Annotated in this window: 25 protein-coding genes and 6 pseudogenes; 15 read left to right on the top strand and 16 right to left on the bottom strand. The window is 57.7% G+C overall.

Annotated features, from left to right (window positions below; all coding sequences use genetic code 11):
- Positions 1-61 precede the first annotated feature (61 nt).
- Positions 62-964, bottom strand: coding sequence for a LysR family transcriptional regulator (locus tag AC1D19_RS20770; protein WP_477764394.1), 903 nt, complete (start codon positions 962-964; stop codon positions 62-64).
- Positions 965-1,081: 117 nt separating this feature from the next.
- Between AC1D19_RS20770 and AC1D19_RS20765 the strand changes: the two genes are divergently transcribed.
- From AC1D19_RS20765 to AC1D19_RS20740, 6 genes are all read left to right on the top strand, one after another.
- Positions 1,082-2,272 (top strand): CaiB/BaiF CoA transferase family protein, encoded by a 1,191-nt coding sequence (locus tag AC1D19_RS20765; protein WP_477764393.1) that lies wholly within the window; start codon positions 1,082-1,084, stop codon positions 2,270-2,272.
- Positions 2,273-2,287: 15 nt separating this feature from the next.
- On the top strand, positions 2,288-3,256 hold the full coding sequence (locus AC1D19_RS20760) for a hydroxymethylglutaryl-CoA lyase (RefSeq protein WP_477764392.1): 969 nt from the start codon (positions 2,288-2,290) through the stop codon (positions 3,254-3,256).
- Positions 3,253-3,648: a VOC family protein gene (locus tag AC1D19_RS20755; RefSeq protein WP_477764391.1), complete on the top strand. Its 396-nt coding sequence runs from the start codon at positions 3,253-3,255 to the stop codon at positions 3,646-3,648. Before AC1D19_RS20760 ends, AC1D19_RS20755 begins: the two co-directional genes overlap by 4 nt.
- A complete protein-coding gene (locus AC1D19_RS20750; RefSeq protein WP_477764390.1) occupies positions 3,645-4,586 on the top strand; it encodes a D-2-hydroxyacid dehydrogenase in 942 nt (313 codons plus the stop codon). The genes AC1D19_RS20755 and AC1D19_RS20750 overlap by 4 nt, the downstream gene beginning before the upstream one ends.
- A gap of 166 nt (positions 4,587-4,752) precedes the next feature.
- On the top strand, positions 4,753-5,136 hold the full coding sequence (locus AC1D19_RS20745; protein WP_477764422.1) for a VOC family protein: 384 nt from the start codon (positions 4,753-4,755) through the stop codon (positions 5,134-5,136).
- 97 nt (positions 5,137-5,233) lie between these two features.
- Positions 5,234-6,565 carry a dicarboxylate/amino acid:cation symporter gene (locus AC1D19_RS20740; protein WP_477764389.1) on the top strand — a complete coding sequence of 444 codons (1,332 nt, stop codon included), beginning with the start codon at positions 5,234-5,236 and terminating at the stop codon, positions 6,563-6,565.
- A gap of 258 nt (positions 6,566-6,823) precedes the next feature.
- Here the strand turns inward: AC1D19_RS20740 and AC1D19_RS20735 are convergent.
- From AC1D19_RS20735 to AC1D19_RS20700, 8 genes and pseudogenes are all read right to left on the bottom strand, one after another.
- A pseudogene (locus tag AC1D19_RS20735) lies at positions 6,824-7,027 on the bottom strand (site-specific integrase); the annotation flags it as partial.
- Positions 7,028-7,625: 598 nt separating this feature from the next.
- Positions 7,626-8,927 carry a tricarballylate/proton symporter TcuC gene (gene tcuC, locus AC1D19_RS20730; protein ID WP_477764388.1) on the bottom strand — a complete coding sequence of 434 codons (1,302 nt, stop codon included), beginning with the start codon at positions 8,925-8,927 and terminating at the stop codon, positions 7,626-7,628.
- Between the two features lie 47 nt (positions 8,928-8,974).
- Positions 8,975-10,132 (bottom strand): tricarballylate utilization 4Fe-4S protein TcuB, encoded by a 1,158-nt coding sequence (gene tcuB, locus AC1D19_RS20725; RefSeq protein WP_477764387.1) that lies wholly within the window; start codon positions 10,130-10,132, stop codon positions 8,975-8,977.
- Complete coding sequence (gene tcuA / locus AC1D19_RS20720) at positions 10,119-11,573, bottom strand: FAD-dependent tricarballylate dehydrogenase TcuA (RefSeq protein ID WP_477764386.1); 1,455 nt, start codon at positions 11,571-11,573, stop codon at positions 10,119-10,121. Before tcuA ends, tcuB begins: the two co-directional genes overlap by 14 nt.
- A gap of 160 nt (positions 11,574-11,733) precedes the next feature.
- Positions 11,734-12,669, bottom strand: a complete 936-nt coding sequence (locus AC1D19_RS20715) for a LysR family transcriptional regulator (RefSeq protein ID WP_121102046.1) — start codon at positions 12,667-12,669, stop codon at positions 11,734-11,736.
- Positions 12,670-12,819: 150 nt separating this feature from the next.
- On the bottom strand, positions 12,820-13,221 hold the full coding sequence (locus AC1D19_RS20710; protein WP_477764421.1) for a GFA family protein: 402 nt from the start codon (positions 13,219-13,221) through the stop codon (positions 12,820-12,822).
- A 327-nt stretch (positions 13,222-13,548) separates the two neighbouring features.
- Positions 13,549-14,448, bottom strand: a complete 900-nt coding sequence (locus tag AC1D19_RS20705) for a DMT family transporter (protein WP_477764385.1) — start codon at positions 14,446-14,448, stop codon at positions 13,549-13,551.
- Positions 14,449-14,900: 452 nt separating this feature from the next.
- Positions 14,901-15,971, bottom strand: a complete 1,071-nt coding sequence (locus AC1D19_RS20700; protein ID WP_477764384.1) for an SDR family oxidoreductase — start codon at positions 15,969-15,971, stop codon at positions 14,901-14,903.
- Between the two features lie 74 nt (positions 15,972-16,045).
- Here AC1D19_RS20700 and AC1D19_RS20695 point away from each other — a divergent pair, with 74 nt between their 5' ends.
- The gene (locus AC1D19_RS20695; protein WP_110625627.1) at positions 16,046-16,435 is read left to right on the top strand and encodes a MerR family transcriptional regulator; all 390 of its coding nucleotides are present in this window, start codon (positions 16,046-16,048) and stop codon (positions 16,433-16,435) included.
- Positions 16,436-16,717: 282 nt separating this feature from the next.
- Here AC1D19_RS20695 and AC1D19_RS20690 read toward each other — a convergent pair whose 3' ends face one another.
- From AC1D19_RS20690 to AC1D19_RS20680, 3 genes and pseudogenes are all read right to left on the bottom strand, one after another.
- Positions 16,718-17,479 carry an SDR family NAD(P)-dependent oxidoreductase gene (locus tag AC1D19_RS20690; RefSeq protein ID WP_110625626.1) on the bottom strand — a complete coding sequence of 254 codons (762 nt, stop codon included), beginning with the start codon at positions 17,477-17,479 and terminating at the stop codon, positions 16,718-16,720.
- A 285-nt stretch (positions 17,480-17,764) separates the two neighbouring features.
- Positions 17,765-17,932: pseudogene (locus AC1D19_RS20685) on the bottom strand (transposase domain-containing protein); the annotation flags it as partial.
- 147 nt (positions 17,933-18,079) lie between these two features.
- Positions 18,080-19,246: an MFS transporter gene (locus AC1D19_RS20680; RefSeq protein WP_477764383.1), complete on the bottom strand. Its 1,167-nt coding sequence runs from the start codon at positions 19,244-19,246 to the stop codon at positions 18,080-18,082.
- Positions 19,247-19,340: 94 nt separating this feature from the next.
- On the opposite strand from AC1D19_RS20680, the gene AC1D19_RS20675 reads away from it, so the two are divergent.
- On the top strand, positions 19,341-20,234 hold the full coding sequence (locus AC1D19_RS20675) for a LysR family transcriptional regulator (protein WP_477764382.1): 894 nt from the start codon (positions 19,341-19,343) through the stop codon (positions 20,232-20,234).
- Between the two features lie 310 nt (positions 20,235-20,544).
- Here the strand turns inward: AC1D19_RS20675 and AC1D19_RS20670 are convergent, their stop codons facing one another.
- Entirely contained in the window at positions 20,545-20,754 is a 210-nt protein-coding gene (locus AC1D19_RS20670; protein WP_477760226.1) for a hypothetical protein, read from the bottom strand.
- 156 nt (positions 20,755-20,910) lie between these two features.
- Between AC1D19_RS20670 and AC1D19_RS20665 the strand changes: the two are divergent.
- A pseudogene (locus AC1D19_RS20665) lies at positions 20,911-21,056 on the top strand (transcriptional regulator); the annotation flags it as partial.
- A 331-nt stretch (positions 21,057-21,387) separates the two neighbouring features.
- Here the strand turns inward: AC1D19_RS20665 and AC1D19_RS20660 are convergent.
- The gene (locus AC1D19_RS20660; RefSeq protein ID WP_477764381.1) at positions 21,388-22,275 is read right to left on the bottom strand and encodes a LysR family transcriptional regulator; all 888 of its coding nucleotides are present in this window, start codon (positions 22,273-22,275) and stop codon (positions 21,388-21,390) included.
- 107 nt (positions 22,276-22,382) lie between these two features.
- Between AC1D19_RS20660 and AC1D19_RS20655 the strand changes: the two genes are divergently transcribed.
- Positions 22,383-22,676 (top strand): muconolactone Delta-isomerase family protein, encoded by a 294-nt coding sequence (locus AC1D19_RS20655; RefSeq protein ID WP_477754389.1) that lies wholly within the window; start codon positions 22,383-22,385, stop codon positions 22,674-22,676.
- A 95-nt stretch (positions 22,677-22,771) separates the two neighbouring features.
- On the opposite strand, the pseudogene AC1D19_RS20650 reads toward AC1D19_RS20655, so the two are convergent.
- A pseudogene (locus AC1D19_RS20650) lies at positions 22,772-22,996 on the bottom strand (transposase domain-containing protein); the annotation flags it as partial.
- Between the two features lie 126 nt (positions 22,997-23,122).
- Between AC1D19_RS20650 and AC1D19_RS20645 the strand changes: the two are divergent.
- The 3 genes and pseudogenes from AC1D19_RS20645 to AC1D19_RS20635 form a co-directional block, all read left to right on the top strand.
- Positions 23,123-23,377: pseudogene (locus tag AC1D19_RS20645) on the top strand (transposase); the annotation flags it as partial.
- 117 nt (positions 23,378-23,494) lie between these two features.
- Positions 23,495-23,587 (top strand): annotated as a pseudogene (locus tag AC1D19_RS20640) (heat-shock protein); the annotation flags it as partial.
- Positions 23,588-23,773: 186 nt separating this feature from the next.
- Complete coding sequence (locus AC1D19_RS20635) at positions 23,774-24,295, top strand: hypothetical protein (protein ID WP_477764380.1); 522 nt, start codon at positions 23,774-23,776, stop codon at positions 24,293-24,295.
- Here the strand turns inward: AC1D19_RS20635 and AC1D19_RS20630 are convergent.
- Positions 24,292-24,654, bottom strand: a complete 363-nt coding sequence (locus tag AC1D19_RS20630; RefSeq protein WP_210639524.1) for a winged helix-turn-helix transcriptional regulator — start codon at positions 24,652-24,654, stop codon at positions 24,292-24,294. The genes AC1D19_RS20635 and AC1D19_RS20630 overlap by 4 nt on opposite strands.
- Positions 24,655-24,766: 112 nt before the next feature.
- On the opposite strand from AC1D19_RS20630, the gene AC1D19_RS20625 reads away from it, so the two are divergent.
- Together AC1D19_RS20625 and AC1D19_RS20620 are read left to right on the top strand one after the other, a co-directional pair.
- Entirely contained in the window at positions 24,767-25,501 is a 735-nt protein-coding gene (locus tag AC1D19_RS20625; protein ID WP_477764379.1) for an SDR family NAD(P)-dependent oxidoreductase, read from the top strand.
- Between the two features lie 73 nt (positions 25,502-25,574).
- On the top strand, positions 25,575-26,174 hold the full coding sequence (locus AC1D19_RS20620) for an NADPH-dependent F420 reductase (protein ID WP_477764378.1): 600 nt from the start codon (positions 25,575-25,577) through the stop codon (positions 26,172-26,174).
- Positions 26,175-26,206: the final 32 nt, after the last annotated feature.

Genomic DNA, 26,206 nt, shown 5'->3' with positions numbered 1-26,206 from the left:
TTTTTTTGATGATTTGGCCACCCGTAACCCAAGTGCGCGGACAGGGACATTTACGCCGCTGTTAGCCGTGCACGCTGCTCAGATACTCAAACAACTTGGCCGCTTCCGGGGCCAGTTGCGCCTGACTCACAACCCCCACGAACAAGGTGCGATGAGCCCAGTCATCACTCAAGTCGACCGCAATCAAGCGGGTACCGAGCAATTCGGCACGTACAGATGGCAACGGCAAGATCCCGATACCCAAGCCTGCTTCGATCATGCGACAGATGCCGTCGAAACTGCTGACCTGGATCCTGACCTTGAGGATCTTGCCCGCACTCACGGCGGCATCGGTGATTCTACGCAGTAACGAGCTGCCTTGGTTGAGCGCTACATAATCGAAGCCAAGCGTATCGGCAAAGGACACGCAGCTCTCATTGGCCAGTTCATGGCCGATGGGCAGCAATAGCACGAGTCGGTCATCACGGTAAGGCAGTTTGTACAAGCCCTCAGCCGGCACGTTATCGGCAAAAATGCCGATATCGGCACGCCCGTTCTCCACGGCTTGAATAATGGGTTCGCTGAGTGCTTCTTCCAGCCCGATACGCACGTTCGGGTTTGCACGCAGGAATGACGCGAGGTCATCCGGCAGGAACTGGACGACGGCGGAAGTGTTGGCGAACAACCGCACATGCCCGCGCACACCGACCGCGTAATCACTGGCGTCGCAGGCCATACGGTTCACGCCTTCCAGAATCGTTCTGGCATGTTCAACGATCCCTTGTCCCGCCGCGGTCAGTTCGAGCCCCCTTGGCAGGCGCACGAACAGCGGACACTGCGTCGTTCGTTCCAGCTCGGCCAGACGTTTGCTGGCCGCCGAGACCGTCATATTGGCCTTTTCGGCAGCACGGGTCAGGTTTCGGGATTCGGCGGCGAAGATCAGCAGGCGTAAGGACAGCAGATCGAAATGCAGGGGATTAATCATCAAGGGGATCCAAGGTTTTCCAATCTGGAAAGAGTAGTGGCGAAATATGAAATTTTCATCTGCCCGGTTTGTGTCGATTATCCATGCCACAAGTACTCAACAAGAACGGGAAACGTCATGAGGTTACCTCTGCAAGGTGTCAAGGTCGTCGAGCTCGGTCAACTCATTGCCGGGCCATTCGCGGCGAAAATGCTCGGTGAATTTGGCGCCGACGTGATCAAGATCGAGCCTCCGGTTACCGGTGACCCATTGCGCAAATGGCGCTTGCTGCACGACGGTACTTCCGTCTGGTGGGCTGCGCAATCGCGCAACAAACGCTCGCTGACCCTCGATTTACGTCAGAGTGAAGCCCAGCAGGTCATGCGCCAGTTGTTGGCCGAGGCGGATGTGCTGATAGAGAATTTTCGCCCAGGGACCCTGGAAAACTGGGGGTTGGGCTGGGACACACTGCACGCCCTGAATCCGAAACTCATCATGCTCCGGGTCTCCGGTTACGGCCAGACCGGGCCTTACCGCGACCGTCCCGGATTCGGTGTGATCGGCGAAGCGATGGGCGGGCTGCGGCATCTTTCCGGTGAGCCCGGGCGCACACCCGTCAGAGTCGGCGTTTCCATTGGCGACTCGTTGTCGGCCTTGCACGGGGTGATCGGGATTCTGCTTGCCCTGCGTCATCGCGAGCAGAACGGCGGTGACGGCCAGCAGATCGACGTGGCGCTGTACGAATCGGTGTTCAACATGATGGAAAGCCTGTTGCCCGAATACTCGGTGTTCAACGTCGTTCGTGAGCCCGCCGGCAGCAGTTTGCCGGGTATCGCTCCGACGAATGCCTATCGCTGCCGCGACGGCGGTTTTGCCTTGATCGCCGGCAATGGTGACAGCATCTATCAGCGCCTGATGGAAGTGATTGGTCGCCGTGATCTGGGGGTCGATCCCGAGCTCGCGCAGAACCACGGTCGAGTGTTGCAGGTTGAGCGCATCGACGCCGCGATCTCCGAATGGACCGCGCGGCTCACCCTCGACGAAGTTCTGTCGATCCTGACCGAGGCGCGCATCCCGGCCGGCAAGATTTACAACGCTGCCGACATTGCCCAAGACCCGCATTACCGGGCGCGCGACATGTTGCTCGACAGCCAGCTGGATGACGGCACGCCGGTGACGTTGCCCGGCATCGTCCCCAAGCTTGGCACCACACCTGGCAGCGTGACTCGTTCGGCGCCGACCCTTGGGCAGCATACCGCCGAGATTTTGGGTGAGCTTGGCATCGACGCCGCGCAGCAAGCCGACTGGCGCCAACGCGGCATCATTTGAATCAGAGGAATGAACATGCAACGTCTTTTCTTGCAGGAAGTCGCCACCCGTGACGGCTTCCAGAATGAAGCGCGTTTTATCGAAACTGTCGACAAGATCGCCATGATCGACGCCCTCAGCCAGTGTGGTTTCGCCAAGATCGAGGTCACCTCGTTCACATCACCCAAGGCCATTACCGCGCTGCGGGACGCCGAGGCGGTGATGCAGGGTATACGCCGTAATCCGACGGTGGAGTACACCGTGCTGGTGCCTAACGTGCGGGGCGCCGAACGAGCCCTTGCGTGCAACATTGATGAAGCCAACCTGGTGATGTCGGTCAGCGAACCGCACAACCGTTCCAATTTGCGCATGACCCGCGAGCAGTCGTTTGCCCAGCTCAGCGAAGTAGTCAGCGTCATCGGCAAGGGCCCGGTGGCGATCAATGTGTCGTTGTCGACGGTGTTCGGCTGCCCGATGCAGGGCGATGTACCGGTGAGGGAGGTGTTGCACTGGGTCGAGCGGTTTGCCGACCTGGGGGCTCGCGGCGTGACCCTGTGTGACACCACTGGCATGGCGTACCCGAGTCAGGTCGAGGCGCTGTCCCGGGCAGTACGTGAGCGTTTTCCGGCGCTGCAACTGACCCTGCATTTCCACAATACCCGCGGCATGGCCCTGGCCAATGCGCTGGCGGCCATCGAGGCCGGGGTCGATCGTTTCGATTCGTCTCTTGGCGGCCTGGGCGGTTGCCCTTATGCGCCGGGGGCCAGCGGCAATGTGTGCACCGAAGACCTGTTGCACATGCTGCAGTTGATGGGCTTCAACACCGGGGTTGATCTGGATCGGGTGCTGACGGTCGCCGCGCAGTTGCCGGGCCTGATCGGCCACGAGATTCCCAGCCAGATCCTCAAGGCCGGTAAACGCCTGGACCTGCATCCGATACCCGCCCATGTCGCGAGCCTGGAAAAACAGGTGCCGTCGGCCCGCTCCCAGGAGCTGCGCCCATGATCGATCATCTCGACCATCTGGTGCTGACCACCATCGACCCCGTGGCTGCCGAGGATTTTTACGTGCGGGTCATGGGCATGCAGGTGCAAACCTTCGCCGGTGGGCGCAAGGCGTTCGCTTTTGGTCAGCAGAAAATCAACCTGCACGTGCGTGGCCACGAGTTCGAGCCCAAGGCGCACTTGCCGGTTCCGGGAGCGCTGGACCTGTGTTTTATCGCCTCGATCCCCTTGGACCAGGTGATTGCCCACCTGGCCCGTGTCGACTGGCCAATCATCGAAGGCCCGGTGTTGCGCACCGGTGCCAACGGGCCGATCCGTTCGGTGTATGTGCGTGATCCGGACCTGAACCTGATCGAGATTTCCGAACCCGTCCAACCGGAGCGTGCAGCATGAAAGTAGTGTTTCTCGACAGCGACAGCCTGCCCGTTAGCATTGCCCGGCCGACCTGGGTTAAGGACTGGCAGGACCGCCCCGACACGATGCCGGACCAAGTGGTGGACGCGGCTCGGGATGCCGAAGCCGTGATCACCAACAAGGTGCGCATCGGCCGGGCTGAACTTGAGCAACTGCCGAACCTGCGATTCATTTGCGTCGCGGCCACCGGTTATGACTGCATCGACCTGGCGGCCAGCCGCGATTTTGCCGTGACGGTGTGTAATGTCCCGGCCTACTCGGCGCAAAGCGTCGCCGAGTCGGTGATCGCGTCAATCTTCGCCCTGCGTCGACAGTTGTTCGTCTATCAGGCCGCCGCGCTGCGGGACTGGCCGGACTCGCGACATTTTTGCGTGCATCGCGCACCGATTCAGGATGTTCAGGGCAGCGTGCTGGGCATCGTCGGCCGGGGCGGCATCGGCCTGGCCACGGCGCGTCTGGCGAGCGCCCTGGGCATGCAGTTGCTCTTTGCCGAACACCGTGACGTGGTCCCGGTGCGCAAGGGCTATCAGGCTTTTGAAACGGTGTTGGCGCAAAGCGACGTGATTTCTCTGCACTGTCCATTGACCGCGCATACCCGACACCTGATCGGGGCTCCGGAACTGGCACTGATGAAACCCGGTGCCTTGCTGATCAATACCGCTCGCGGACCATTGGTGGATGAGGCGGCGGTGCTCGATGCACTGGACAGTGGTCGCCTCGGTGGCGCGGCCCTTGATGTGCTGTGCCAGGAACCCCCTCCGGCCGACCACCCATTGCTCAATAGCCGCCATGCCAACCTGATCGTCACTCCCCATGTGGCCTGGGCCAGCCAGAGCAGCCTGCAACGGCTGGCCGACGGCATCCTTGGAAACCTGCAGGGCTACCACTCGGGGAACCTGATCAACCTCGTGTCGTAAGTGCTTCACCACTCAACAAGAAGGTCCACACATGAAAACAATAACAATTACACCGGTCCGTCAGCTTGTCTCGTTGTTCATTGCCGCACTGTCTCTGGGCGCATTGCTGCAGGTAACGCCTGCCGTAGCGGCGGCCATCGTGCCGCCAGGTGCCCCGGTGACAGGGATGATCGATCACGTCGACCACATCGTCCTGACCGCCACCGACCCGCAAGCGACCATTCATTTCTACACAGAGGTGATGGGCATGCGCCTGGAAAAATTCGGTGAGGGCCGGGTGGCCTTCACGTTCGGCAACCAGAAAATCAATATGCATGTGCGCGGTCATGAAATCGAACCCAAGGCCCACCTGCCGGTGCCGGGTTCCCTTGATCTGTGTTTCATTGCCAGCGTGCCACTGGATCAGGTCATCACCCATCTGAAAACAGTGAACTGGCCACTGGTCGACGGACCGGTGACCCGCACCGGTGCCAGGGGACCGATTCGCTCGGTGTACCTGCGTGATCCCGATCTCAACCTGATCGAGATTTCCGAGTACATCCAGAAGTAATCATCCCCCCGAAACACTCTTTCCCTGGCGATCGGTCGCGCATCGGTATGGCGATCAGTTGCCCGAGGAAATGCATCACGCCTGCGAGGAAGCCATCATGACAACAACAATTACACCCTCGATTGCCGAAAAACCACCGAGCCATTCACGACTGCGCCGCGTGTTCCGCCATCTGTATGTGCAGGTGCTGCTGGCGATTGTGCTGGGCATCATCTTCGGCCATTTCTACCCCAGCCTCGGCGAAGAAATGAAGCCTTTGGGCGACACGTTCATCAAGCTGATCAAGATGCTGATTGCGCCGATTATCTTCTGCACCGTGGTCAGCGGCATTGCCAGCATGCAGAGTCTGAAGCGCATCGGCCGGGTCGGCTTCAAGTCGTTGCTGTACTTCGAAGTGCTGACCACCCTGGCGTTGGTGGTCGGGCTGATCGGGGTCAACCTGATGCAACCCGGCTCAGGTATGCACATCAACCCGGCGACCCTCGACGTCCATGCCGTCGACAGCTACAGCAAGCTGGCCCATGAGCAGAGTGTGGTGGGGTTCCTCACCCATATCGTGCCCAGTACTGTGTTGGGTGCTTTTGCCGAGGGCGATATCCTCCAGGTGCTGTTCATTTCCATCCTGTTTGCCTTCGCCTTGCAGATGCTCGGTGCCGCCGGCAAGCCGCTGCTGAACCTGATCGACCTGGTGGCCCAGGCGTTTTTCCGGATGGTTAAGATCGTAATGTACGTCTCGCCGTTGGGGGCCTTTGGCGGCATGGCCTTTACTATTGGCAAGTACGGCGTGGGTTCCCTGGGGGCGTATGGCAACTTGCTGATCTGCTACTACGTGACCGCGCTGTTTTTCGTGTTTGTGATTCTCAATCTGGTCGCACGCTTGGCGGGTTTCAGTCTGTGGCAGTTTCTCAAGTACATCCGCGATGAGCTGTTTCTGGTGCTGGGTACCTCGTCTTCGGAGTCGGCATTGCCTCGGTTGATGGGCAAGCTTGAGCGCTTGGGGTGCGAGAAGTCGGTGGTGGGGCTGGTGGTGCCTTCGGGTTACTGTTTCAACCTCGATGGCAGTTGCATCAACATGACGGTACTTGCGATTTTCATTGCCCAAGCGCTGGATATCCCGCTTGACCTGTGGCACCAGATCACCTTGTTGCTGATTCTATTGCTGACCTCCAAAGGCGCGGCCAGTGTCACCGGCGGTGCGTTCATTACCCTTGCTGCGACCCTCGGCAGCCTGGATGTGATCCCGGCGGCGGGGCTGGTGTTGGTACTTGGGGTGTACCGTTTCATTTCCGAGGGCGGGGCGTTGATCAACGTCATCGGCAATGGTGTCGCCACGCTGTTCATTGCCAAGTGGGAAGGGGCGCTGGACGAAGAGAAGCTGGCGGCCGAATTGCACAAGGGTTGTGCCCGTGAGCTAGAGGCACAGCCCTGAAGGAGTTGTCGCAAGACAGCCCCAAGACCGCTCAGTCCACGAAAGCTGAGCGGTTTTGGGTTTCTAAAACAGGTTGTTTTGAAAGACGGTACCGGTTTGCCGTTGACCTGATAAAGGACGGTCGCACGCTCATCCGTCCAGACCTCTGGTCTGGATTGAGGGATCAAGAGGTAGCTACTGAATCAGAGCTGCACTACTCGGTTTGATCAGCTTTTTTGGGCGCACTGTTAGTGATGTTTAAATATCTATTTAGCTCATGCTCACCACTTTTACGTCCACATGCCCATCATCCTGCTTGTTCGGAAAGCACCACTGGGAATCTCCCGTCTAGGTCTTGAGTTCCTGAAAGAAATGCAGGGCGAAGGGGGAGAGGCAGACATGGTGGTCCTGTTTCTTGCCCCAGGTGCCTTTGACGTTTTCGCTGGGGAGGAACCAGGTCTGCTGTACCAAATCGATATTTCGGGCAGAGATTCGACCGGCCAGATTGCCATCCTCCCTGAGGATTCGGCCGGCATCGTTGGCGGTCAGCGACTCGAGTTCTTTGATGGTGATTTTGGCCATGAAACGGAATCCCCCTACTTTTCCCCCCACAAAAACGTCGGCTCTTGATGGACGTTACTGGACTCTCGTAGAGCAGAAAACCGCTGGAGCTCAAGTAAATACTAGCTTTTGAAAATCCACAGTGAAATTTTCGAGGCTTTCAAGAAATATGAAAAAGGAGATGGGGTGCTAGGGGTCGAGTGTTCGAATCACTCCGTCCCGACCATATAATTCAAGGGGTTGCGAGATTTTATCTCGCGACCCCTTTTTATTTTTATTGGTTTTTACCCCGACAAAACGACTGGCTCTGGGTGGAATCTTCAGCAGATATCAAGGCCGGAATGTGTCCTGGGGGAGGGCTATGGTCCCTGCTTTATGAGTGAATTGACGACTGTTTTTGGGATAATCCCTGTCGCATGTTAACGGTGCTATTGGCCGGTTTCTGCCTTACGTTACCGGCCGAAATTAATTCGGCTCCCGCCGTGGATCGACGCGTGGTAAGCGATCGGCGATCGAGGAACTAAACAGTTCTGACTGCCAAAGATTTTTGCCGACGATACAGAATCGTCGTCGCCGTGAACCCACACAGCGCCGCGAACATCAGCCAGTAGGCAGGTGATGCCTTGTCGCCCGTGGCCTGGACAAGCAGCGTCGAGATTGCCGGGGTAAAACCGCCAAACACCGCAGTGGCCAAACTGAAGGCCAGAGAAAACCCGACTACCCGCACGTTTTGTGGCATGACTTCGGTCAATGCCGCGACCATGGCGCCGTTGTAAATGCCAAAGAAGAATGAGAAGTACAGGAGAACAGCGAGCAGTCGTTCGAAACTCGCCGCCTCTGCCAGCCAGTGCATGGCGGGATAGGCGGTGAAGATGCACAGCAACGATATCGCCAGCAAGAGTGGCCGACGGCCAATGCGGTCGGAGAGGGCGCCGCCGATAGGCAGCCAGATAAAGTTGCTGATGCCGACCAGCAGTGTGACCACCAGGCTGTCGGTGGTGCTCAGGTTCAGAACTGTCCTCCCAAACGTCGGTGTGTAGACCGTAATCAGATAGAACGTGGTGGTGGTCATGGACGCCAGCAAGCCGCCCGCCAGTACGGTGCGCCAGTTGTCACGCATCGAGCGAAAAACTTCGCGAGTTGTTGGACGATGGCTGCGAGCAGTGAAGGCAGTGGTTTCTTCCAGTGAGCGGCGAATAATGAAAATGAACGGGATGATCACGCAGCCAATGAAGAACGGAATACGCCAGCCCCAATTGGCGATTTCAGCGGCTTGCATCGTGGCATTGATCGTGTAGCCCAACGCAGCCGCGACGACGATCGCCACCTGTTGGCTGGCCGATTGCCAACTGGTGTAGAAACCGGTGTGACCGGGGGTGGAAATTTCCGCCAGATACACGGAAACACCGCCCATTTCCGCGCCGGCGGAGAAGCCCTGGAGCAGCCTGCCCAACAACACGAGAATCGGTGCCGCCACGCCGATGGCGGCATAGCCCGGCACCAGGGCGATCAATACGGTACCGGCGGCCATGATCGACAGCGTCACGATCAGCCCCTTGCGACGGCCCACCTTGTCGATGTACGCCCCCAGCACAATGGCGCCTAACGGACGCATCAGGAATCCGGAGCCGAATACTGCGAAGGTCATCATCAGCGACGCGAACTCGCTGGTGGCTGGAAAGAAGGTCTGGGAGATGTAGGTCGCGTAGAACCCGAACAGAAAGAAGTCGAACTGCTCGAGAAAGTTACCGCTGGTGACCCGCAAAATGGCGCCTGATTTGGACCCCTTTGCTCGGGTTGTTGCCGTTGTCGTTTTCATCATGGCTACCGTTATGCTCACTATTATTTTTGGAATGAGTGTTTTAATTGTCAGTCGCTGCCGGCGTTGATCGGGTTGGGTTGACGCTTCTCGATGGCGTGTTTGAGCAGCGCTGCGCTGCGGAATATTCCATGGGCAAATTTGCTGTAGGGCATGGTCAAGAAAAACGCCATGACCAGGCCGAGATGGATAGCTAACATCAAGCCCAAGGCGCTGGTTTCACGGAAAGCCAGTAGCGCCAGGCCGCTTGCGCTGACCAGAAACAGCAGCGCGATGAAGCCGCGATCCATGGGTTTTTGGTTCTCATCGCCGTGCGCAGGGTTGCGACGCAGGTTCAGCCAAAGAAGACCCGCGGGGCCGATCAGCAGGCCGATGCCACCGGCAATACCCAACATCACCGGCAAGCTGAAGATCGGATAAGGCGCCGACCACTTCAGCAGATAGTGAAAGAGCGTGGCGACACCGGTGGCGGCGAAGCACAGCATGAAGCCGTAGAAGGTGAGGTGATGGAATCGGCGTCGCCACAAGGTGAATTGATCATCGGCATTGTTGCAGCCCTCGCCATGGCCGCCGTCCAGATATTTGAGCTTCGCGACGTTGGCCGTAGCCTCCAATGCAGCGGACGTTTTCAACGGCAGTGGCGCTGCGACCGGTGAAACGTTGCGCCAGAAGCGCCGTACACCCAGGGTCAAGGCAAGTACCGCAAAGCCGAACACTGAGCCAAACATCAGCGCCAGGGTGTTATGCGGGAAAATCTTGTAGAAGTCGCCCCCGGGAATGGCCGTGAACAGGTTGCCCATGAGCATCAGGGTCAGGCATAAAAACAACGCCAGTCCCCCACCGGAAGCCAGCGCCAGGGTCAGGCCGTTGCGCTGATACAACTTGCCCATGGCTTGCGGCCAGGCGTATTCGGCGTAAGTATCCAGGCGCACTTTGGCCATGGCTTTGGGTATGTTGACGTCGAATTCGTGTGGGGCGGCGTACTGACAGGCGTGCAGGCACGCGCCGCAGTTATGGCACAAGTTCGCCAGGTAATGGATGTCGGCCTGAGTGAATTCCAGGCGCCGGGTCATCGCCGGAAATACCGCGCAAAAGCCTTCGCAATAACGGCAGGCATTGCAGATGGTCATCTGCCGCTGGACTTCACTTTCGTCAAGATTCAACACCGGGATCAACCCGCCCGACGCTTGGGGATCAAACAGTTGCATGTCGAGACTCCGTGTTTGCAGATGAAACGCCAAAGCCCACCGAAGCGGCCGCCTGCACACCGGCGATGCGGCCAAACGCGGTACCGATGGCCATGCCGATGCCGGCGGTGTAGCCCTTGCCCAGAACATTGCCGGCCATCATTTCTCCCGCGACGAACAGGTTGGGGCTCGCGTTGCCGTTGAAATGCACGGCAGCGGTTTCGTCGGTGGCGAGGCCGAGGTAGGTGAACGTGACACCCGGTTTAAGCGGGTAGGCGTAGAAAGGTGGTTTCACCAAAGGCCGCGCCCAATGAGTTTTGGCGGGCATCAGTCCTTGGGTGTGGCAGTCGTCCAACGCCGTGTGATCGAACGTGCCAACGCGGCAGGCACGGTTGTAGTCCTCGACAGTCTTGACGAATTTTTCTTGAGGCAGCTTCAACTGGCGGGCAAGGTCTTGCAGAGTATTGGCGGTGGTGCCGGGAAAGACCGGCGGCATGAAGCGGCCGATGGCTTGTTGATCGATGATCGAATACGCCTGCTGACCGGGTTGTCCGGCCACCAGACGCCCCCAGATCGCATAACGTTTTGGCCAGAAATCCTCACCTTCGTCGTAGAAGCGTTCGCCATCACGATTGACCACCACACCCAGAGATACGCAGTCGATTCGGGTGCAGATGCCGCCGTCGTAGAGCGGCGCGCGGGCATCAATCGCGACCATGTGTGCTTGCGTCGGATCGCCGATCACATCTGCGCCAAGGTCGAGCATGCGCCGTAGCAAAATGCCGGTGTTGAATCGGGTGCCCCGGATCAGGAAATTGTCCGATGGCCATTCACCACGCTCATTCTGGCCCCAGGCTTCGCGCAGCCATTCACGGTTGGATTCGAAGCCGCCGGCCGCCAACACGCAGGCCCGGGCTTCGATGCGTTCTGCGGCGAAACGCAGACCATCGACCTCATGTTCGCCCACGTGGGCGGCGACGAATTTCCCCTCATCCAACTCGATGTCGGTCACTTGCGTGTTGTAGCGAACTTTTACACCCAGGCGTTCGGCGCTGCGGAAATACGCATTGACCAGCGCTTTACCGCCTCCCATGAAAAACGCATTGGTCCGCGCCACGTGCAGCGCGCCGGACAGCGGTGGCTGAAAATGCACGCCGTGTGAACGCATCCAGTCGCGGCAAGATGACGATGCCCGAATGGCGATGCGAGCAAGCTTTTCATCCGTGAGGCCACCGGTGACCTTCAACAGGTCTTGCCAGTATTCTTCTTCCGGATAGGCATCGATCAGCACGTCCTGCGGTTCGTCGTGCATGCACCGCAGATTACGGGTGTGTTGGGAGTTGCCACCGCGCCAGATTTTCGGAGAGGCTTCCAGCAGCATCACGCTGGCGCCCGCTTCTCGCGCCATCAGAGCGGCGCACAAGGCAGCGTTGCCACCCCCTATGATTAAGACATCGATCATTATCGCTCCTCGATTGGCAAGGAAGCGGGAACGAAGTGCTCCTTGCGAGTGGGGAGAACGATAGGGTGGGGAAGGAGTGGCCGAAAGGCTGCTTTTGACGCGGGGTGTTTAGTTTTTCTAAAGGCTTTGTCGTCAGGAGATGTCCGGGGTTGAAGGAGGATTACGCGTCTACCCCTTCTATCCACGTAGCTCCAGGCCACTGTTTGTCGACGACCAACTGTCGCGCCACGTCGACGATGACCAACCGCGTTGCCAGCGCCGCCGGAGAGAGTTCGTCGTCAGCCAGCGTCGCCAGAAGATTACGTCGGCCCACATGGGGATCGGCAATCCTGATCAGTGAAAGTCCGGACCCGTCTTTCAATGCAGCGGCCGCCCCCGGTTGTATCGTCGCCGCATGACCGGCCCGAACGGCGTTCATCAAAACAGCGAGACCGTCGACTTCCATAATGACATTGGGTGTTAGCCCGACCCGCTCGAACGCGCTCATCAATGCCGAGCGCAATCCATGTTGCGCGCTGGGCATCACCAGCGGCAGGCCGCCAAGGTCGGCTAACTGCACGCTGTCACCAGAAGGCGCTTGTGGCAGGCTGGGCGAGGCAATGACAAACAGCTTTTCATCCAGCAGCGGAGTCACGCTCCAGCGTTTACCCCCTTCGAGCTGGAACAGGATGGCCAGGTCAATTTGCCGTGCGTTGAGCTGCGCCGCCAAGTGGCCGGAAAGCATTTCCACCAAATGCAGTTGTATGTCCGGATAACGCGCACGCATTGCGTTGATCAACGGCAACGCGAGCACCGTCGCGGTAGTCGGTGGTAAGCCGACGCTGACATAACCGCTCATTCGCCCGCGATGGGCGGCCATGATTGCGTTTTCCGCCTGGCGTAGCGTCAATTGGGCATGGTGTAAAAACGCAAATCCGGCGCTAGTGGGCGTCACGCCGGTAGAGGTTCGATTCAGGAGGCGGGTGCACAGTTCGCTTTCCAGCTTGGAGATTTGCTGACTGAGGGCTGACACACCAACGTCCAGTTCAAGTGCCGCACGCCCCAGGCTGCCAAGCTCGATGATTTTTACGAAATAGCGCAGTTGTCTCAATTCCAATGTGGCTGCTCCCCGCGAATTTGTTATTCAAATACCTGAACGTTTGCCACGCAAGTTACGAAGCCCGAAGAGGCAGCATTGTCGCAGGTTTGGGTTGACCGTTGAGCGCGTGCGCTTTGTCGAGGACTGGTAGCAGTTGACCCGAAGCTGTCATCGAGACTGTGGCCACTGATCCTGTACTTCATACCAGGGCGCCTTGGACGTCACTTCTACATGTTGCTGCTTGTCGGTAGTAAAGGTCGTGTCTAGCGAACCCAGCGCTATAGATATCCAGTCTGCGTATCCACCCCGGCTTTGCGACCAGAACAGCGACGACCCGCACTGGCCGCAGAACTGACGAAGCACTGATTCGCAAGAGCGGTAAGTCGTGATGCACTCCGCGCCCTGGATGATATGCAGGTCAGTTCGCAGCACGCTGCCATAGCTGGCAAACGCTGCCCCGTGACTTTTACGGCATTGGTTGCAATGGCAATGTGAAACCGCTTTGGGGCGTGATTTTATTTCGTAACTGACGGCGCCGCAGAGGCAGCTGCCTTGGAAAGTGCCGGTCATTTTTTGAGGTGGCCAGGTAACTAAACGGGTCAATTTAAACGTTGGCACGAGGAGTGTCGAATGACTGCTCCTGGCCGATTGTGTTGAAAAAGTCGGCCATGGTTTGCGCATCGGAAAAGTACGCGTCCGAGATTGAAATCTTTACTTTTGGCAGAGGCTTCCGGACTCGGATTTCACGTAGCAGTGTGCAAAAAAGGCGTTTTAACCAGTCAATGACCAGGCTGTTTGGTCGAACCGACTTTTTCAACAGAATCGGCCAGAAGCGGTCAGTAGCTCAAAACACTTAAAAACCACTGGTTGCTAAAGTAATCAGGATCCGAAAATAGCTCACTCGGTCGAAGGTACGGATGCTTTGCTGCCCAAGCGGATTAGTTCATTGGAGAAACACAGGCCGACGATGATCAGTGCCGCTCCCGCGTACAGGCTTTCGCGCGGTACTTCATTGAGCGCCACAAACGCCAGCAGGGCGGCGAACAGCGGCTCGGTCAGTTCCAGCGCCTGCACTTGGGATGGCTTGAGATACTCGATGGCCTTGGTGGTGCAGAAGAAGCCAAGGATTGTCGGCAGCGCGGCCAGCGCTAACAGTGCGGCGATCGCCAGCGGCGACAGCTCGCCGATCACGAAATCATCGGCCGCGGCCGGCATCAGCAGGTACAGGCTGCCAAAGAACAGCAATTGCCGGGTGAAGTGCAGTCCCCCCGACACGCCCATCCGCTTCATGGCAACCGAAAACGCCCCATAGCCGCAGCCGGCCATGGAGGCTAGCGCAGCACCTTGCAGGGTAAAGCCCTGCTGCAGGTCGGCGCCGAAGATCACCGCGATCCCGGCGATAGCCAGTGCGGCGCCCACGGTCGCGTTCGCGGTGATGGCATCCTTGAGAAAAATGCGCCCCAGAATGATCGAGGAAATTGAGGCACTGGCCATCAGCACCACCACCACACCTGCTGCAGCGTAATGTCGATAGGCGGACGTTTCGAAGTGGAACAGCAAAAAGATGCCAAGGAACGCGCAGATAGCCGCCTGAGTCCATTTGGTCGTCGACGCCGGGCGCTTGAGGAAAAGCAGTAAGATCGAGAGAAGCATGCAACCCAGTACGGTCTTGATGACGGCGACACTGCTGGCGGTGAAGCCATTACTCATGAGTACTTTGCTGAGTACACCGATCGTTGCGTTCAGTGCCGCAGCGGAGAGTGCAAACATGACGCCATTGCTGAAAGTAGATTGCATTGATGACGATCCCTGTCGCTGAATTGTCGTTCGATAGAATGCCGCCCTACATCGACGGCGCAAAGTTCGAGGATACGAAGATCCCACCAACCCCAGTATTTATTGTGGGATAAGCTGGATCGCCCAGTAGGATGCTGTCGACCTTCTTGAAGTTCCCGTACGAAATGGCGGAAAAAAGTTGGTGGATCAGGTGGCGTTCACTCCCAAGCATCGCTGTGAAGTAGTGCTCAAGCGGATGATTGAGGCGATTGAGTGTTAGTTAAACATACCCCCAAGCTAGAGGCGATTATGCACCCTGCTCTCCCAGCATAGGATCAACATGACTCGACAAGGGCCGATTTCAAGCACGATGGTTGCACTTCTAAGTTGATGAGTCCGCATTACTTACCTTAGGAAAGTCCATTTAATCGGGGCTAACGACTTTGTCGCCCCCAAGGGAGAAGTCAGAGGGCTTAGCCCTTGGTTATGCAATATGAGTTGACGAACGTTGCAGTGTGCTGCAAAGACTGACGTATATCCGGTTTGGCTATTCCATACCTGTTGGCAAATTGCTCGACCGCCGCTGTATCAAAACGAGTGGTCTGGATAAAGTCCAAGGCTTCGGGTTTTGTATTCAAAATCCGCGCGACGGGAGGAATACTCAGTAGCAACTTCAGCAATCGGAGTGAAATGTAATGCTTGGGAGACTTTAAGCCCAAAGGTTGTGCCACCTGTACCAAGAGTTCTCGCAAATTGGGAGTTTGGTCATCAAGCGCCAGCAGTTCCTGACCCACCATGGCAGGATCAAAAGCACAAACCGCCACCAGTTCAACCAGGTAATCCACGGTGACCAGTGGCAGCCAGTGCTTGGCGGTACCAGGCACTGCAGTCAGCTTTCCCTGCACAAGGTTGCGTATCAGCTCCACTAGCGGCTGACCGTCAACGATATGCCCCGTGCGGCTGTGGCCACAGACCGTCGCGGGGTGGACAACGGTAATCTCCCCACCCTTGGCGGACATGACCTCCAGGGTCGCAAAATGCGCCTCCAGCTTGCTCGCCTCGTAACCACCGACATGCCGGTAGACGGCAGGCCAATTCGTCAGCTCCGGATTACGAGGATCAATCCCGATGCGTTGCAGATGTTCATGATTTTTCAGCATGTAGCCGCCGATCATCACTAACCGGCTTTTTTGCTCAGCCGCCAACAGCGCCACGCGCTTTGCCCCTTCTACGTTCACCGCACGAGATTGCTCCACTGAAAGTCCCCAGGCGAAGTGGGCGCCCAGGTGGAATACGACGCTGGCGTGCCTTAGCACTTCTCGATCAGCAAGACTCAGCCCCAGGTTGTCCCGTTCCAGATCGCCAGCTACGGCAAATACCCGGGTTGCGCACCCGCCCAAATTGTCGATTTGCTCCCGCAGTTCAGCTAGTCGCTCCGGGCGACGCATCAACACCCGAATGGTGTGACCTTTTGCACTCAGGTACGCCACCAAATGTTGACCGATGAAACCGGTACCCCCCGTGACAAAGCACTCCACGCTCATTTCCCTGTTCCTTGTTTAAGGTGAGGAACCAAGCGTAAACTATCAACCCAACTCTATGGTCAAGCGGTGTTTTCATGAAAATCGGCGAACTCGAGGCCCGCAGCGGTGCCAGCCGCCATACGCTACGTTACTACGAGCAAATCGGCCTGATCTCACCGCAGCGGCGAACTAACAACTATCGCGATTACACAGCGCAAACTCTGCAGGATCTGGACTTTATCCAGCGCGCGCAAAGCATGGGGTTTTCCCTGGGGGAAATAGGCGAGATTCTGGATGCGCAGCGGAACAAGCTGATCGATTGTGCTGACGGCGCCAAGCTAATTGAAAAGAAGATGGCAGAAGTCAAACAGAAAATCGCCAACCTCCAAAGTATTTATCGGTATCTGGATGAAGAGCGTGCAAACCTCGAAGCCAGTGCTGCCAAACAACTTGAGCTTCAGCAGTTGAACAACTCTTCCAACTGAACGGTCAGCATCTAGAGAGCGGAAGCTGCAGCCTGCTTCAAGTTTCAAGCCCCCTTATGCATTTTCTAAAGCCTTCTGGCCAGGCCCTGGACAGCAAACGTCCGCCCAACAGACCTTGCGTGGTTAAACGGGCGCCCATCTATGCGGCAGCAACTCGGTAATCTGTATCCATCCGGCGGTGTCCTCTAGCCCGCCCTGAAAAGCTATGGTATCCGTCCTTTGGGCGAGTCGGCGAAACAGAGTGACTTGTCTTCTCACCTGCTACACCGGAGCACGCTAAACCTAGGTCAGATTCAACCCGCCGTCTGAGAGGAGTATCTCGCCGGTTAAGTAGTCCGACTCGACCAGCATTACAACAGCTTTTGCGATGTCGTCTGGGCTAGCGGCCCTGCGCATAGGTGCACGAGTTCGCCACAACTCTTGAGCACCTGTCCACTCTGCGGTCAGAGGCGTGTCGACCAAGCCAGGCGCCACAGCGTTTACGCGAATTTCTGGCCCCAGCGATACCGCGAGCAAGCGGGTCATGTGATTAAGCGCAGCTTTGCTTACCGCATAGGGAATCGATGCACCCTTAGGACGGATACCGGCATGCGAACTGATGTTTACGACGCAACCTGCTCGACGGTCACGGGCGGCATCGCGTAATGCCGACTCGGCCAATGCGACCAGGTGGAACGGCGCCACGACATTAACCTCGTTAAGTTCGTGCCACACCGTCGAGTTGGCCGAGGCAAGGTCGCAGTGCGGAATGACTCTGCTAATACCGGCGTTATTGACCAATACGTCGAGCTGCCCCCACGCGGCGATCGCCTCGTTAATAAGCCTGACCCTGTCAGCTTCGAAAGCAAGATCAGCTTGCACGTAAATAGCCTGCTTCATTTCGGCAACCATAGCGCGTCCCGCATCCGCAGAATTTCGCGAATGGAGCACCACCGCATAGCCTGCACGGCTTAGTACACGTGCAATGGCTGCGCCGATACCGGAAGTGGATCCTGTAACCAACGCGACGCGTAATACGTTATCGATTGTCGGATTGGGTTTCATATGGATATCTCGAATTGGTTGCTAAAAAGCCATCACCGTAGCACCAAGCGGGCAACGTCGGCGTCAGGCGGTCACGATAGGCAGGTATCCATTTTCAAATCAGGTTGGCGCTTATTCTGCGGCGCAAAGCTACGCTTTTCATTGAGACGTCCGGCTGTACGTATTCTTGGACGACTTGGGCTTTAAAAGGTTTGGGGCAAGAAGTTCTCTGACGCATGGAAATCCTGGCGATAATGGCGAAGGTGTCCACGTACTTTTAAGTGAAAAACACCGCCTTTGTCACAGCTATCGGCTAGGTTTATGCGTCCGACACCACGCCTTGCGTGATGAAACCGGTTGCCACTTATGCGGCAACAACTGATCGACTTCACTCGCCCGCTGCGTCGGCAGGCGCGTGAACACGCCCTTTAAATACGCATACGGTTCATGGATGTTAAGCCGTGCCGACTGGTTCATCTGCAACACTCCTTCTGCTTACACAGAATTTAGTTGTGTTGCATCGACCGGTTGAATCCACAGGCCGTTTGCTGCCTTTTGTGGCTAAAGCTTTCGACCACTAGCCGTCACTCATCGGTGGTGACTAACAGCCCCCTCCTCATCTCACGCCACCGCAGCCGCACTCGTTCTGGAGCGCCGGGCAAAAGCCAACACCATCAGCAGCCCCAGACCCGCCATCGCCGCTCCGGCCAAGGAGATCGCGGGATAACCCAACCCAGTATTGATCACCGCTCCGCCCAGCGCCGCACCAATCGCGTTACCAAAATTGAAGGCACCGATGTTCACCACCGAGGCCAGATTGGGCGCGTCCTTGGCAGCTTCCATCACGCGCATCTGTAGCGGCGGCACCAGGGCGAAGCTGGCGATACCCCATATCAGGATGGCGACGGCGGCCGGTAGCGGCCAACGCATCAGTACGGTGAACGCCAGCAAGACGAGAATCAGCACGCTTAACGAAACGACCAGGGTGCGATCGATCGATCGGTCGGCGGCCTTGCCGCCCCACATGTTGCCCAGCGTCAACCCTACACCGAACAGCACCAGCATGGCGGTGATGTAGGCAGTGGAAGCGTGGGTTTCGCTGCTGAGGATCGGCGCGATGTAGGTGAAGACGGTAAACATTGCACCCGAGCCGACTACGGTCAGGGCCAATGCTCCCAGCACCGGGCCTCGGCCCAGTACCCGTATCTCGGCAAGTACACCCACGCCCTGCGGCGCCGGCAGATTGGGCAGGGCGAACCACAACGCGGCCATAGCTACTACGCCAAGACCGGTAATACCCCCGAATGCGGTACGCCAGCCGAACAGTTCGCCAAACCAGGCGGCCAACGGCACACCGCCGATGGTCGCCAGGGTCAGGCCCATGAACATTGCCGCAACCGCCCCGGCACGTTTCTCCGGCGCGACCACGCTAGCGGCGACGATGGAGCCGACGCCAAAGAACGCACCGTGGTTGAGCGAGGTCACCACCCTGGCGAACATGAGGCTGTAGTAATCGGTAGCCAGGGCTGACATCAGGTTACCCAGGGTGAAAATCGCCATGAGTCCGATCAACAGATATCGCCGGGGAATCTTGCCGGTGGTCAGGGTCATCAGCGGCGCGCCGAGCAGTACGCCCAAGGCGTAAGCACTGACCAACAGACCTGCGGCGGGAATGGAAACGCCCAGATCCGCAGCGATTCCCGGCAACATGCCCATGGGGGAAAACTCAGTAACGCCGATGCCAAAGGCACCGATGGCGAGTGCGACAAGTGGTGGATTGATACGCATGGAAGGCTCCTTATCTATGCCGCCAATGCTACGATCCAACCTTTTGAGGCGGTAGATAGCATTTTCGGCAATCACCTTTGCGTAAGGGGCACAAGTGGACTTCAATGGCAGGTCAGGTGAAATGAGCGTGTTCGCCACCGTGGCGCAGGAAGGCAGCCTGTCGGCCGCCGCGCGTGCATTGGGGCTGACACCCTCGGCGGTCAGTCGCATCATCGCACGGGCCGAACAACGTCTTGGCACCCGCCTGCTGTTGCGCACCACACGAGCGATCACCTTCACCGCCGAGGGCGAAGCTTTCCTGCGGGGGGCCCGGCGTATCTTGGCCGACATGGACGAGGTTGAAGAAGCCATTGCCGATCAGGGCGTACCGAAGGGCCGATTGCGGGTTAGCGCCGCCCTTGGCCATGGACGGCTGGCCATCGTTCCTTTGGTGGCAGCATTCAGCGCTCGTTACCCGAACATCGTCGTCGACCTCACGCTCGGCGACGAAGTGGTCGACATTCTCGGTGGCCAGGCGGACGTGGCGGTGCGCTTTGGTCATCTGCCAGACAGCCCGCTGACCGCGCGCAGGATCGGCGACACCGGCCAGGTAGTGGTGGCATCTCCCGAGTATCTGCAGCGGCACGGCACTCCCCAGGAACCGGAAGACTTGCTAAGGCACAACTGCCTACGCTTCAACTTCCGGCGTGCCGAACCGAACTGGCCGTTCATCCGCGACGGAAGAGAGTTCTCCCTGAAGGTCAACGGCAACATCGAATGCAGCAGTGGTGAAGCACTGGCACAACTCGCGAGAGTAGGTGCCGGCATTGCGCGCATTGGCGAATTCAGCGTGAGCGAGGATCTGCAGCGCGGCCAACTGATACCGCTGCTCGAAGCCTGGAATCCCGGCGACCAGGAACCGATTCATGCGGTGTTCGTAGGTGGCTCGGCAATGCCGGCGCGGGTGCGGTTGTTTGTGGACTTCTTGCTGGAACATCATCGGATGTAAGCAGTGGGCGTCACCTGATCCTTGTGCTCGCGATTCTGTTGGCATCAAGCAAGTATTGATCGACCTATCGTTGGGCGCGCTATCTGTGAGTGGTCTGTCTGACTGGAACAATCGGCGCCAAGGTATTGATGCCTCGTCTGCACGTCAGAGATGACCGAGATTGGCCTATCTCTGACGGTCGTATAGATGGCGAGTCATGGCAGCAGCAACTGTTGAGATTAGAAGCCGCCACAGACACCGTGGGCCTTCTGCCGAGAACGTATTTCCAGGGAAATGAACGTTTACCCGATTTGTGTCTATAAGGAAGAAGTCATTCCGGCGTCATCAGCACTGCTAACGTCATGTTGATGAATTCCTCGTTCTTGCTGATCGTTGCCAGCGCGCCGCGCACATTGCCTCCAATCTCACCCGAGCCGCGCTGCTCGACCCACATCGTCAGCTCCATGATGGCGGCTTCGAGAGCCAACTGTTTTTGATTGATCTTGAAGAGTAGGGAAGGGAGTAGGTCTGCGTTCGACATCGTGATTCCTCCGTGAAAGAAGTCAGCGTAGCAGGAGGGCTAACTGAGGGTGGGAGATAGAGTCACGGTGCGCACTCGGCTTTATCAGCTACCTTGAATGCTCAGCATTCACTGGGGTGCATGGAGCGTTTCACTCGGCCCTAACCCTATAGCGTCGGCACTCGTAATCTGCTGCAAGTGAGGGTCTATAAAAACCTAACACCAGCGAAGTGGTAGAAACCAAAGGCGGCAATCACAAAACGCTGAAAGAGTGGAAAGCAGAACACGGCTCCGCGACTGTTGAGTCCTGGCTGACCAAGTGATTTTGGATTGAGTACAAACTAGGGCCCTCGCGGGCCGAAAAAAAGCCCGCGATGGGGAGGGCGGGCTGGGAATCACAAAAGGAGCTAGATCTACCGTACGCCAACGGATGTGAAAGTATTGTAAGACGAGCTAGCTACTCTAGGGCAAATGTATGAAGTCAACTGCGTGGCGCACCATGCTCTACCATCGCTCGCCATTCCTGCACGCTTGGCCTTTCTTGAATCTGGTTATACCAGGCCCAAAGCTGTCTTTCAGGATGAGCTCATTCCGGCGTCATCAGCACCGTAAGCGTCCGCGGAACACACCTTGCCTAGTTAAACGGTCGCCCATTTATGCAGCCGCCAAGAGCGCTTGCCGGAGCGTCGCGACAAGCGGCTTGGGGTCGTCCTTGCGCCAGATGGCATAGACCCTGACCCGTGAAGGAAACCAGGGCAGCTCGCGAAATATGACGCTATCTGCAAGAAAATCCCGAAGACTCGCCTGGACAAAGGTAATGCCCAAACCTGAGGCCACCAGCCGCAAGGCTGCCAGCAGGTCATCCGCCTCTACCTTGATGTCAGGCAAGAAACCGCAAGCGGAACAGTTCTCAAGAAAACGCTGGCGGGCCGCAGGATTTTTTGACCGGGCCAAGGCAACCCAACGCTCCCCGTTCAAGTCTTGAGGAGCAATGCTCGCTTGCGTGGCCATAGCATGTCTTTTTCCCAGAACAAGCAGTAGCGCTTCGCTTGAAACCTCCATGGACTCTATGTCTGCGCTCTCAGGAACTGAATAAACCAGCCCGAAATCGAGCGCTCTACCGAGCAGGGCCTCGGATTGTTCTGAGGAGCCCATGGGGCGGAGTTCGAAGGTAGCAGCCTGATGGCCTGATTGCAGACCCGCAAGGGCACGCGGTAATACATTGGAGTGCATGGCCGCTTCGACATAACCCACGGCAATATGGCCTGTCTCACCAAGAGCGATACTGCGCGCCACTGCTTCGACTTCAGATGCATGGGCGACCAGGCTGCGCGCCTCCTGATGGAAAAGACGTCCTTCGTCAGTCAGGCGCATGCGCTGACGTGCGCGTTCGAACAACCTCAGACCAAGCTGCGCTTCAAGCTGAATGATTTGCCGACTCAAAGGCGACTGCGAGATATGTAGACGGCTGGCGGCTTGACCGACATTTTCAGTTTCAGCGACAGCGATAAACGCAACAAGCAATCGAAGATCTAAGGTCATGTGAATCGGGTCTCAAGTCATGCAGAACGCGTCTTGGACCAGAATAGTATTTTTTGCAATTATCCGTGAACTGTTTAAACGACGAACGCCTTGAAGGGGATATACATATGCAGTTCATCACGCTTTCGCGTCGAGTCTCGGAGCGTTTTTCTGACGCGGATTTTGCGCCTCATCTCGAAGCCGAAGCACAGCGTGCCAGGGCTCTCTATCTGGAGGGATTTATCCGCAACATCTGGCACCGGGGTGACATGGGTGGCGCCTGCCTACTGGTTGAAGCCGAAAACGAGGCTGCCGTTCGGGAAAAGCTGGCAACGCTGCCACTGGTAAATTCCGGGATGCTGGAAGTTACTTCTGTTGTACCGTTGAAACCTTATGGTGGATTTGGCCCAAGAATCCAGTAACCGCTCTTCGTCCGATAATATTTCGTACAGAGCCCAAGGAGGCACTCGATGCAATTCGTCAAACTAGGGTATGCGTCCGGGCCTCCCGTCTTGCGTCACTGAACCGGTTGCCACCTATGCGGCAGCAGCTGCGCAATATCACTTGCCCGTTGCGTCGGTAGGCGCGTGAGCACGTCCTTCAAATAGGCGTACGGATCATGCCCGTTGAGCCGCGCCGACTGGATCAAACTCATGATCGCCGCCGCCCGTTTTCCGCTGCGCAGGGAACCTGCAAAGAGCCAGTTTTTGCGTCCGAGTGCCCACGGCCGAATCTGGTTGTCGGGTAGTCAGACGCGGTCACCCGCGTCCAACCCCCTAAGAACCGTGCATGCGAGTTTCCCAGTGTAGTGGTCTAATTTCCCCGGACACCTCGATAAGTGGAAAATGCATCTATCGAGGAGTTTTTCATGACCGACAAACGCAGGACATTCGACGACAGCTTCAAGCTGCAAGTCGTGAAGATGATCAAGGACCAGGGGCTGACTGTTCCGCAGGTCTGCCGCGATCTGAATATTGGTGAGACAGCCGTCCGGCGCTGGGTGCAGCAGTACGAGGCTGAGCAATTGGGGCAGCCCGGGATTGGAAAACCGCTAACCGCCGAACAGCAGCGTATCCGGCAGCTGGAGCAGGAAAACCGCCAGCTCAAGATGGATAACGATGTATTTTTTCTCACCCGCTCCGCAGCGCTAAATCTTGGAAGAGTTAACCGATGACGAATTAACCCATTTGTCGGCGCAAGACTGATCCACATGTAAATCGGCACAAATCCGGCGCCAACAACTTATCTTCATCAAGTTATCGCACAGCGGGCATTTCGGCTGTCGTTTCGCTCGGTGGAGCACATTGAAGTGCAAGGTGCAAAGCTCACCAATGTGGCCAGCCCCTCTAACTGCATCTCTGGACGAATGGTCAACTCTTCGAGTAGATCCGTCATATCAGTCCGGCCATGCCTTCAATAGTCTGAACCCCAGAATCATAGCGCTTTCACGCGGTTGATCGGCAACGCAACAGCGTTCGCTGCGTTATGTACATCATCCAATCAAAAAAGGAATAGTCGAATGTTCGGGATCTCTGCCCTTGGCTGGGTACACACCCTCGCAAGCTTGCCAGCCATTCCCTTGGCTGCCTACATGTTCATCAGGCACGGGCGCATCGTGCCACGGTCGCGGGCCGGCCTTGGCTATTTCGTCTCGATGTTGATCGGCGGCTTTACTGTGTTTCTGGTGGCCCATCAACCGATCAGCCCTGTGATCGGGGCGGTCACGATCGTGCTGTTGCTCGCCGGTTACGGAGTCGGCTTTGTTGTCTGGCTGGGTCGGGCAAGGGTGTACCTTGAAACCATCTTTCTGAGCTTGACGGCGTTCTTGCTGATGGTCCCGACCGTCTCGGAGACGTTGCGTCGAGTCCCCGATGGCCACCCCATCGTCACTGACCCGAATTCGCCATTGCTCAAAGGTGCGCTCGGTTTTATAGCCCTTGCGCTCGTTGTTGGCGTGGCGGCTCAGGTGTTCGCTCTGCGAAAAGACGGCGCGCGCCTGCGCAAAATCGTCCCACTCAGCGGTTCGTCTGCATCCCGCTAGGCCAAAGCGTCGCGCTTGGCGAAGATGCTTGCCATTTGCGCCGCGTTCTCGGTTCCCCAGGTGCACAGCGGGATGATCGCATCAGCCAGACTACGGCCGAGCGGGGTCAGCGTGTAGTCCACGCGCGGGGGCACTTCCTTGTAGTCGGTCCGTGCAAGCACCTGATCGGCTTCCAGATCCTTCAACTGCTGGATCAGCACCTTGTCGCTGACTCCAGGGATCAAACGCTTGAGCTCGCCATAGCGTTTCGGGCCGCCGCGCAGGAAAAACAGGACCAGCGGTTTCCACTTGCCCGAGATGATGCGTAGCGTGGCGTTGAGCCCGCAACCGGTGTCGCAGATTTCAGATGTCGTCGTCATTTTTTGATACTTACCAAAAGGTGCATACTTGTCCTTAGGTTATCAGCGCTGCATCCTCGTCTCAAGCAAGCAATTTCCTGCTTGGGTACAACGCCAACGAAGGATGCACGTCATGACCAGACTGAATGGAAAGACCGCCGTGATCACCGGCGGCGCTACCGGTATCGGCCTCGCCGCAGCGAAGCGCTTCATCGAGGAAGGCGCCTTCGTCTTCATCTTCGGCCGCCGCCAGGAAGCGCTCGACGCCGCCATGGCCGACCTCGGGCCCAATGCCCGCGCGGTGAAGGGCTCGGTCTCCGATCTGGCCGACCTCGATCGACTCTACGCGGCGGTAAAGGCCGAGCGCGGAACCCTCGACATCGTCTTCGCCAATGCCGGGGCGGGAAGCCCGCTTGCGCTCGGCAAGATCACCGCCGAGCACATTGACGAAACCTTCGACACCAACGTGAAGGGGACGATCTTCACAGTCCAGAAGGCGCTGCCGCTGATGGGGCAGGGCGGTTCGATCATCCTGACCGGATCGAGCGCCGGCACCACGGGCGCCCCGGCATTCAGCGTCTACAGCGCAAGCAAGGCGGCAGTGCGCAACCTCGCGCGGACCTGGGCGGAGGACCTGAAGGGCACCGGTATCCGGGTCAACGTGCTGTCGCCCGGGCCGACGGCGACCGAACTCGCGAAGGCAGCGCTAGGCGAAGAAGGCATGAAGGTCTTCGCTTCGATGAATCCGCTCCAGCGAATGGCCGATCCGGCGGAGATCGGAGCGGCAGCCGCGTTTCTAGCGTCGCAGGACAGCAGCTTCATGACCGCCAGCGAAGTCGCCGTCGACGGCGGTCTGGCGCAAATCTGATTCGCTACGCCCGAGCGGTCACTCCATTTCATATTTGGAGCCCGCAGGGCGTGGCAAACCAAAGGAGATTTTTATGAGCTACGCAATTATCGGCTTCGGCAAACTCGGCCAGGCGCTTGCCAAGGCGTTTGCCCGCAAAGGCATCGAAGTATCCGTTGCAACCACGCGCGACCCGGAAAGTTTTGCCGCCGATGCGGCCGCGATCGGACCCTCGATCATCCCCAAAAAACTGGTGGAAGCGCTCACGGCGGACATCATCTTTTTGGCTGTCCGTTTTGAGTCGCACCGGGAAGTCGCGAAGGCGCTGCCAACCTGGAAGGGCAAGACCCTCATCGATGTGACCAATGCCTACGGCGTGCCCCCTGAGGAACTGGGAGGACAGCCTTCCTCCAAGGTCGTCGCGCAGGCTTTCACGGGTGCAAGACTGGTCAAGGGCTTCAACCATTTGGTCGCTGCCGTCCTTGACCAGGATCCGGCTGTACAGGGTGGCAGGAGAGTCGTGTTCCTGGCGAGCGACGATGATGGCGCCGCAGCGGAGGTGGGTACGCTTGCGGAAAGTCTCGGTTTCTCGCCGATCAAACTTGGCGGGCTTTCGGAAGGTGGACTGCTTGTGCAGGCGCGTGGAAATAGCTGGGGCCAGCTGATCTTTAAGGACTTGGTCAAGTTTGACTGATAGATCGTGATCGTCAATTTTGATGCGATCTC

Source organism: Pseudomonas sp. P1_C12, from assembly GCF_056406435.1.
The sequence above is the reverse complement of the archived record's forward strand: the minus strand, read 5'-3'. Positions and strand labels throughout refer to the sequence as shown.